At 68.4% G+C, this 8,652-nt stretch carries 9 protein-coding genes and 1 pseudogene; 4 read left to right on the top strand and 6 right to left on the bottom strand.

All coding sequences use genetic code 11. The features are described from left to right. Positions 1-141: pseudogene (locus QH470_RS24150) on the top strand (amidohydrolase family protein); the annotation flags it as partial. 133 nt (positions 142-274) lie between these two features. Here the strand turns inward: QH470_RS24150 and QH470_RS24155 are convergent. Then, positions 275-1,507: a helix-turn-helix domain-containing protein gene (locus QH470_RS24155; protein ID WP_342228461.1), complete on the bottom strand. Its 1,233-nt coding sequence runs from the start codon at positions 1,505-1,507 to the stop codon at positions 275-277. Between the two features lie 176 nt (positions 1,508-1,683). Here QH470_RS24155 and QH470_RS24160 point away from each other — a divergent pair, with 176 nt between their 5' ends. Together QH470_RS24160 and QH470_RS24165 are read left to right on the top strand one after the other, a co-directional pair. Next, positions 1,684-1,998 (top strand): hypothetical protein, encoded by a 315-nt coding sequence (locus QH470_RS24160; RefSeq protein WP_280274616.1) that lies wholly within the window; start codon positions 1,684-1,686, stop codon positions 1,996-1,998. Further along, positions 1,995-2,234, top strand: a complete 240-nt coding sequence (locus QH470_RS24165) for a hypothetical protein (protein WP_280274617.1) — start codon at positions 1,995-1,997, stop codon at positions 2,232-2,234. Before QH470_RS24160 ends, QH470_RS24165 begins: the two co-directional genes overlap by 4 nt. 99 nt (positions 2,235-2,333) lie before the next feature. Here QH470_RS24165 and QH470_RS24170 read toward each other — a convergent pair whose 3' ends face one another. From QH470_RS24170 to QH470_RS24190, 5 genes are all read right to left on the bottom strand, one after another. Continuing rightward, on the bottom strand, positions 2,334-2,729 hold the full coding sequence (locus tag QH470_RS24170; RefSeq protein ID WP_280274618.1) for a VOC family protein: 396 nt from the start codon (positions 2,727-2,729) through the stop codon (positions 2,334-2,336). Between the two features lie 133 nt (positions 2,730-2,862). Beyond that, positions 2,863-3,786 (bottom strand): EamA family transporter RarD, encoded by a 924-nt coding sequence (gene rarD, locus QH470_RS24175; RefSeq protein WP_280274624.1) that lies wholly within the window; start codon positions 3,784-3,786, stop codon positions 2,863-2,865. Positions 3,787-3,885: 99 nt separating this feature from the next. Further along, positions 3,886-4,704 carry a PhzF family phenazine biosynthesis protein gene (locus tag QH470_RS24180; protein ID WP_280274619.1) on the bottom strand — a complete coding sequence of 273 codons (819 nt, stop codon included), beginning with the start codon at positions 4,702-4,704 and terminating at the stop codon, positions 3,886-3,888. Between the two features lie 101 nt (positions 4,705-4,805). After that, positions 4,806-7,256 carry an HAD-IC family P-type ATPase gene (locus QH470_RS24185; protein WP_280274620.1) on the bottom strand — a complete coding sequence of 817 codons (2,451 nt, stop codon included), beginning with the start codon at positions 7,254-7,256 and terminating at the stop codon, positions 4,806-4,808. Between the two features lie 76 nt (positions 7,257-7,332). Beyond that, positions 7,333-7,899: a helix-turn-helix domain-containing protein gene (locus QH470_RS24190; RefSeq protein WP_280274621.1), complete on the bottom strand. Its 567-nt coding sequence runs from the start codon at positions 7,897-7,899 to the stop codon at positions 7,333-7,335. 13 nt (positions 7,900-7,912) lie between these two features. Between QH470_RS24190 and QH470_RS24195 the strand changes: the two genes are divergently transcribed. Then, on the top strand, positions 7,913-8,446 hold the full coding sequence (locus QH470_RS24195) for a GNAT family N-acetyltransferase (protein ID WP_280274622.1): 534 nt from the start codon (positions 7,913-7,915) through the stop codon (positions 8,444-8,446). Positions 8,447-8,652 lie beyond the last annotated feature (206 nt).

Genomic DNA, 8,652 nt, shown 5'->3' on the forward strand with positions numbered 1-8,652 from the left:
CACGGCACCGTCGCCGGCGCGCAACAGTATTCCGACTTGGAACTGGCCGCGATCGCCGACGTGGCCCACCGCGCCGGAGTCCGGGTCGCCGCGCACGCGCACGGCGACGCCGGGATCCGGGCGTGCATCCGCGCGGCACTCACCCGGAGCGGTTTCGCCCATCGAAGGGTAAACCGGCTCCTGCGGTCACAAATCACACCCGCAAGGCAATATCCGGCCGCGCGAGAACGATTTGCGTCCGCGGAGGCCGGGCACCGCCCGAGTACCCGCACTACTAATTGGCGCGCGGTGGAATCTCGGGAGCGAGCCCCAGCCGCCACGCCAGTCCACGCAGGTTCCGCCCGCCCGCGTCACGGCGCGCGGTGCGCAGTTGATCGGCGACGGCTTCGCGGACGAACAGGTCGGACCGTATGCGTTGGGGCGCAATTTCTTCGGCCTTGAGGAGCAGGCTGAGCCCGGTGTCTCGGTGTTTCGGCTCGGCCAGCATGACTCTGCCCGCTTCCGCGTAGAACCCAGCTACTCGCGCGGCGTCGGGGATGGCCTCGACACGTACGCCCTGGGTGGCTTCGACAGCAGCTGGGCCATCCCCGAGTTCGATGCCGATGGACGAACGCCAGATCGCCACGTTGACTCGGCCGAACCACATCCGCCCGAACGTGCCGACCTCCGCGTCCATCCGATCCGCGGCGGCAGCTGCTTCGTCGAGATGGGTGCGTGCGGTGGAACGGTCGGTCTGCACGGCGGCCGCGAGCGCTGCGGAGAGGTGGAGCATCCCGTAGGCCTGCAAAACTGCGGAATCATCGGAACTCGCCACCAATTCGTCTGCCAAGGTGACGGCACGGCTGTACTGCTGCGGCCGCGACAGCGAGCCGGTGACGTTGCCGCGCATCCACATTGCGGCTCCGCGCCACGCTGGCGAGTCGAGTTCTTCCGCACAAGTTTGCGCGCCTCGCGCCGCGAGCAGTGGAAGGCCCCGGACGCCCAGCCGTTTCGCCATCACCATCATCGCGAAATAGCAGCCGATCATTCCGGCAAGGACCTGCTGCCGGAGTTCGGGCTTGCGGACGTAGAGCCCGTGCAGTTCAACGAGCAGCGCAGGAGACCGGTCACCGATCGCCTTGTAATCGGCGGCGCCCCTGAGGATTTCCAGCTCCGCCAGATCAGCCCGCACCTGCGGCCACTCCCGGATCTCTGAGCCCGGATCATCACCGAGTTGACAGATATCGAGAGCCCTTTCCACCGCGACCACACCCGCGTACGCCTCGGTCCCAGGCCCATCGGATGTCTCCCACGGGCGGCCAGTGAACTCCGACGGTGCCACCCGCAATGCCCGTGCCAGCGACTCGAGCGTGCGGCGGTTCGTCAAGGACTGCTCCCCGCGCTCCAGCCGACCGAGGTACCCGTACGAAATACCCGCGAGCCCGGCGGCGGCCTCCAAACTCAGCCCACGCCAGGCGCGGATCTCACGCAATCGGCGGCCCATATCGTTCGGCGGGATCTCGCTCATCGGCCTCTCCTCCGCATCCGGAGCGTATAGGCCCAGCGTAGCGCCGGGCGGTAGCGGACATCGGTGATCAGGGTGGGCGCTCGCCCTGCTGCCGCCTGTCCTTTGAGGACAAGCGAGCTGTGATTCGGCTCATAACGTGCTGTCTTCCAGCATCACAGCGACTTCGAGGGGCGGCGATGAGATCTGTGCCTACAGCATTCGGTTGGATACACCACGATGTCAGTACCACGCCGGAATGGGATGCGGCCCAGGTCCGGCGGCTGGCCAGGACGCTCGGGTATGCGCTGATCTGGCCCACGGCGGTCAGTGTGCTGCCACTGGCCGATCAGGTTCGCGCGGCCGACGCGGACGTGGTGATCACGCCGTCGCCGCTGCATCTGGACGTGCTCACTCTGCATGCGCTGATGTATGTCACCGATGTCGAAACAGTGTGCCCGCGAATGAGTTTCGCGCGGTGGTCGTTCATCTCACCGTGGCGTCCGGCCGGATGACCGGGTCCGGAGACGTTCACCACCGCACCGAGATCGGCGGCCTCCGTGCACTCTGGCGGATCGATCTCCAGAGTAGGCGCATCGTTGTCCTCGCGGTGCACGACCACGGCGGCGCGCTGCCGCTGACACCCGGCGAGCCTCTCGATCTGGCACTGGCGCGGGAGCGTTGGCCGCGGCTGACGCCGCTCTGGGACGCTGTGCGTCACGATTTCTGGTCCCGGCTGCATATGTCGTGAGTGCGGCGTGGCGTCGACGGCCTGCGCGGTCACAAAACGAACCGGCGCGGCAACTATCGCCGTGCCAGTTCGATTTGCGTCCGCGTAGGCCGGAAGGTGCTATTCCGGCCAGCCTCCGTACGGCACGGTCAGCATTTCCATGAAGTGGCCGTCGAGATCGAGGAAGTAGACCCCGCGACCTCCGTCGTTGTGGTTGATCTCGCCCTCGTGCTGCTGGCGGGGATCGGCCCAGTAGGTCAGGCCGCGTTCGCGGATTTTCGCGAGTCCGGCGTCGAACTCCTGCTCGGAGACCAGGAAGGCGTAGTGCTGGGGCTGGATCTCGGTGACGTGCGGCGGGACGGCCGCGAAGTCGAAGGTCACGCCGTTGGCCATGGTGAGCGGAACGAACGGGCCCCACTGTGTGCCGGCGGTGAGACCGAGAATGTCGGCCCAGAATTCGGCGGACTTCCGATTGTCCCGGCATCCGACGATGGTGTGATTGAACTGAATGGACAAAGGATTTCTCCTGAGTTCGTGGCGGTCCCGACCCCGGACCGGTACCAAGTTCGGCCTACGGGAGCACCGCCACGACTCGTAACGTATACCGACGGCGGCCGGGTCGGCAAACTCCCCGCTCGCGGTGCGTGAGTCAGGTTGCGGCCGCGGACGTTTCGGCAGTCCGCCGGGCGCGGCGCAGCGCGTCGGCGGTGAACACCGCCAGGGCCAGCCAGATCAGGCCGAAGCCCGCCCAGCGGGAGGCGGGCATGGCCTCGTGGCCGACCAGCACGCCCCACGCCATCTGCAGTGCGGGAGTGAGGTATTGGAGAATTCCCATGGTCGACAGCGGCACCCGCCCGGCGGCGAACGCGAACAGCAGCAGCGGGATCAGCGTGACCGGACCCGTCGCCATCATCAGGGCCGTGTGCCCCGCGCCGTCACCGAAGGAGGCGTTGCCGGTGATCCCGAACGCGATCGCCGCGGCCAGCGCGAACGGCGCCGACACCACGCCCTCGGCGGCGACGCTGCGCATGGGATCGAGCCGGATCACCTTCTTCACCAGACCGTAGGTGGCGAACGAGCAGGCCAGGATCAACGCGATCACCGGCGGCTTGCCGTAGTCCACGGTCAGCACCACGACGGCCGTCGCGCCGAGTCCCAGCGCCACCCATTGCGGCAGGGCCAGCCGCTCGCGGAAGATCACCACGCCGAACAACACCGTCACCAGCGGATTGATGAAGTATCCGAGCGCGCACTCGACCACGTGGCCCGAGGTGACCCCGTACACGTACACGCCCCAGTTGAGCGCGATCGCCGCGCCCGCGACCGCGGCCAGCCGCCAGGTGCGGGCATCGATCGCGGCCATCTCGCGAATGCGCCCGGCCACCAGCAGCGCGGCCGTCACCACGACCAGGGTCCACAGGATTCGCTGCGCCAGAATCTCGACCGGACTCGCGAACTCGAGCAGCCCGAAGAACGCCGGGAACGCACCCCACGACAGATACGCCCCCGCCCCGACCGCGACGCCCCAATTGGCGGTCCGCGCCCGCCCGGTCTCGCCCCCGGAATCCGGTATCACCTGCGCTGATGGCCTCCGAAACTGCACTGGAGAGACGGTACTTCCGATCGGCACCACCTGTCGAGCGGCTTTCGGACGCGGCCTTCGGAAGCCGATTCAATCCGGCAGGCGCACAACCCCGTCCATGTAGCGGTGGCAGCGGCCGGTCAGCAGAACCCGGTTTTCCGACAGGGCGCAGCGCAAGCGCCCGCCACGACGGGAGAGTTGGCGGGCGGTGAACTCCGTGCGGCCGAAGTGCCGGCTCCAGATGGGCGTCAATTGCGCGTGGGCCGACCCGGTGACCGGGTCCTCCGGGATGCCGACGCCCGGTGCGAAGAAGCGGGAGACGAAGTCGGCGCTGTCGCCGGGGGCGGTGAGGATCACGCCGCGGGCCAGTTTCGGGAAGGCGGACAGGTTCGGGCGGGCCGCGCGGACCTCACGCTCGGACGCGACGACGACCACCTCGTCCTGCCCGGTGAGGGTGCGCAGCGGGCGCACGCCCAGCGCGTCGATCAGCTGCGGATCGCCCACCACGTCGAGCGAGGCGACGGCGGGCAGATCCAGCACCAACTCGTCGTCATCGGTACGGTCGACCGTCAGCCAGCCGCTGCGGGTGTAGAAGTGCACGCGGTCGGCGCCGGGATGCATGTCCTCGAGGATCTGCGCGGCCGACGCCAGGGTCGCGTGCCCGCACATGTCGACCTCGACCGCGGGAGTGAACCAGCGCAAATGAAAGGCCGGACCACCGTCGGGCACCGGCTCGGTCTCGGGCGGCAGCGACGAAGTGTAGAAGGCGGTCTCCGCGAGATTGTTCTCCTCGGCCAACTGCTGCAGCAGCCCATCGGGCAACCATGCCGGTAACGGCATCACCGCCGCCGGATTGCCCGTGAACGGCGCATCGGCGAATGCATCGATCTGATGCAGCAGGACCTCCATACAGCCGAAGGTACCCGTGTTTCCAATCGACACACGAGACAACGCCGTTCACGGCGCGCCATAGCAGACGACCAATTCGGTCCCGCGAAAAACCGCTGACCTCAGCCGTTTTCGACCGGCGCGGGCTTCGAGTCGTCCGCTCCCGGCGAGTCGGGCATCAGCTGCCGCTTCTCCCCCGCCAGCGAGGCGCTCAGCCACCAGGCCACCTCGACCAGCACGATGCCGATCACCCCGCAGATCACCGCGGTACCGGTCAGCGCCGCGTTGGACGGGTCGAGTTTGAAGAAGTGCCTGGTGAACGGGATGCTGAACAGGATCAGGTACCCGCCCACCGAGCCCCCGATCAACACCGCCTTCCACCACGACCAGGGCCGCGCCACGATCGCCAGCACCCACACCGCGATGATCAGCAGCGTGATCAGCGCGGTGGTGCCGGCCTGCACCTTTTGGGTGTCGCTCTGCTCCGGACCCTGATACGCGATGAGGTAGGCGATGAAGGTCATCACGCCGATCACGGCGCCGGACGGGATCGCCAGCCGCAGTACCCGGGGCACGAAACCCGTTCGCGCCCTTTCGTTGTTGGGCGCCAGCGAGAGGATGAACGCCGGAATGCCGATGGTGAACCAGGCTGCGATCGTCACGTGCCGCGGCAGGAACGGATACGGCACCGGCTCGTAGTGGAACAGCTGCGACCCGATGCCCGCGACGCCGATCAGGAAGGCCAGCAGCACCGAGTACACCGTCTTGGTGAGGAACAGATTCGAGACCCGCTCGATGTTGCCGATCACCCGCCGACCCTCGCCGACCACGTACGGCAGCGTCGCGAACTTGTTGTCCAGCAACACGATCTGCGCCACCGCCCGGGTGGCCGGGCTGCCCGCGCCCATCGCCACGCCGATGTCGGCGTCCTTGAGGGCGAGCACGTCGTTGACGCCGTCGCCGGTCATGGCGACGGTGTGCCCGCGCGACTGCAGGGCACTCACCATGGCGCGCTTCTGGTCCGGCCGGACCCGGCCGAAGGTGGTCCGGTTGTCGAGCACATCGGCGAGTTCGTCGCGGTCCTCGGGCAGCTTGCGGGCGTCGACGGCGTGGTTGCCGCCGGTCAGGCCCAGCGAGGAGGCCACCGCGCCCACCGACACCGCATTGTCGCCCGAGATCACCTTGATCGAGACATCTTGGCTCGCAAAGTAATCCAGCGTCGAGCGGGCGTCCGGGCGGACCTTCTGCTCCAGCACCACCAGCGCCTGCGCCGTCACCGTGCCGGGCGCGTCGGGAGCGTCGACGGGGCGGTCGCTGGTGGCCAGAAGCAGCACCCGCAGGCCCTGCGCGCCGATCTCCTGAGCGGCGGCCGCGGCCTGCGATTGCGGGTCCAGCAGCACGTCGGGCGCACCGAGCAGCCAGTTGCCGTGCTCGCCGTAGGAGAAGCCGCTCCACTTCTTCGCCGAGGAGAACGGGGCGATCCCGGTCGTCGGCCAGCCGGGTGCGTCGGGCAGCGCCTCGGCGATGGCCGCGACGCTGGCGTTCGGCCGCGGGTCGTCGGAGGCCATGGCCGCCAGCACCGCTCGTAGTTCCGGCTCCGCCACATCGCCCACGACGCGCAGTTCCGACAGCCGCATGCCGTTCTCGGTGAGGGTGCCGGTTTTGTCGGCGCACACCACGTCCACGCGCGCCAGGCCCTCGATCGCGGGCAGTTCCTGCACCAGGCATTTGCGCTGACCCAGCCGCACCACGCCGACCGCGAACGCGATCGACGTCATCAGCACCAGGCCCTCGGGCACCATCGGCACCAGCGCCGCCACCATGCCGTTGAGCGCGGCGCGCCAGGATTCGTGGCTGGAGAACAGCTGGTTGTAGATCGTCACCAAGCCTGCCGGGATCAGCAGGTAAGTGATCACCTTCAAGATGGTGTCGATGCCATTGCGCAGCTCCGAGTTCACCAGCGTGAACTTGCTGGCCTCGGCGGCGAGCTTGGCGGCGTAGGCGTCGCGGCCGACCTTGGTGGCGCGGTAGGTGCCCGCGCCGGACACCACATAACTGCCCGACATCACCTGTGCGCCAACCGATTTCTCGATCGGGTCGGCCTCGCCGGTGAGCAGTGACTCGTCGATCTCGAGCAGTTCGGACTCGACCACCTCGCCGTCGACGACGATCTGGTCGCCGGGGCCGAGTTCGATGAGATCGTCCAGCACGACGTCGGAGGGCACCACCGTGTCCGCCCGGCCGTCGCGCCGCACCGTCGGACGGGCCTGGCCGACGATGGCCAGCTTGTCCAGGGTCTGCTTGGCGCGGATCTCCTGGACGATGCCGACCACGCTGTTGGCGACGATGAGCAGGCCGAACATCCCGTCGATGATCGATCCGGTGGCCAGCACCAGGATGAACAGCACGCCCAGGATGGCATTGATCCGGGTGAAGACGTTGGCCCGGACGATGTCGCCGACCGAGCGGCTGGCCCGGTCCGGCACGTCGTTGGTCTGCCCGTCGCGGACGCGTTGCTCGACCTCGGCCGCGGACAACCCCGGGGCGCGCGCCGCCTGCTCGGTGATCGACATGCCGACAGCCTAGAACGTCGCACGGACACCGGGCCGGCATCCCTGGCGCGTCCTGCGACTTCCCGGGCGTTTCCGGCTATCGCGGACTGCGGGAGCGCATGATGAGCGCCGCGACGTAATAGGTGCACGGCTCGCCGGTGTGGTTGGCGTAGTGCAGGGTGCTGTCGGCGGCGAGGTAGATGGAGTCGCCCGCGGCCAGCTCCACGACCCGGTCGCCGTCGACGGTCAGCGTGACGGTGCCCGACTCGACGTAGATGAACTCGTGCGAACCCGGTGCGTAGGAAGGGTATTCGCCGGGAACGCTACCGGGCGGGAGAGTCGAGCGGATCCATTCGAAGTTCACGCCGGGCACCACGGGCGTGAGAATGGTTCGCTCCCAGCCAGATTCGCTCACGACATCCTGGTCGGCGGCGCGGCGGACGATCATGCGCTCACCGTCGGGCTCGGAAACCAAGGCGGACAACCGGATTCCGAGACCCTTCGCCACGCGGTCCAGCACGACCACCGTCGGCGCCTTGTCCCCGCGCTCGACGGCCGAGAGCATGCTCACGCTCACCGACGACAGCTCGGCCAAGGCCTGCAACGTGAGCCCGCGGTCGCGGCGGAACCCCTGAATGCGCTCGCCGAGCGCGACCAGATCCATCTACACTATAGTAGTGGCAGATTCCTCTATAGCGAAATACCGGGTGGTGCGGGCAGGTGTGGCGGCCGACCTGCCCGCGATCACCGAGATCTACGCGCACTATGTGCTCGGCACCGTCGCCACCTTCGAGATCCACGCTCCCGATGAGGCCGAGTGGCGGCATCGGTTCGACGCGATCACCGCCGCCGGGCTGCCGTTCCTGGTCGCCGAGGAGGACGGCCGCGTCGCGGGGTACGCCTACTGCTCGCCGTGGAAACCGCGGCCCGCCTACCGGCAGACCGTGGAGAACTCGATCTACCTCGCGCCCTGGGCCGTCGGCCGCGGCCTCGGCGGCCGCCTCTTGGACGAATTGCTATCGGCCTGCCGCGCACTGAATCTGCGCGAGGTCATCGCCGTCATCGCCGACACCGGAGACCCGTCCTCCCCCACCCTGCACCGCAGCCGCGGCTTCACCGACGCGGGCCGCCTACGCCACGTCGGCCACAAACACGACCGCTGGATCGACACCCTCCTCCTGCAACTCAGCCTCAGCCCGGAGCACCCTTGAGCCTCCGCGCAATCCGACTCCCGCCCGAATGGCCGTGCCCCCCTGTCATCCCGGCGTGCTTTCGACTGTCATCCCGGCGTGCTTTCGACTGTCATCCCGGCGTGCTTTCGACTGTCATCCCGGCGTGGGGGGGGGGGGGGGGGGGCGCGGGCGGGGGCTCCCGGCCCCACGCCGGACGGGGAGGCGGGGGAGAGGGGGGGGGGGAG

This window comes from Nocardia wallacei (genome assembly GCF_029868745.1).
Lineage (GTDB): Bacteria > Actinomycetota > Actinomycetes > Mycobacteriales > Mycobacteriaceae > Nocardia > Nocardia wallacei_B.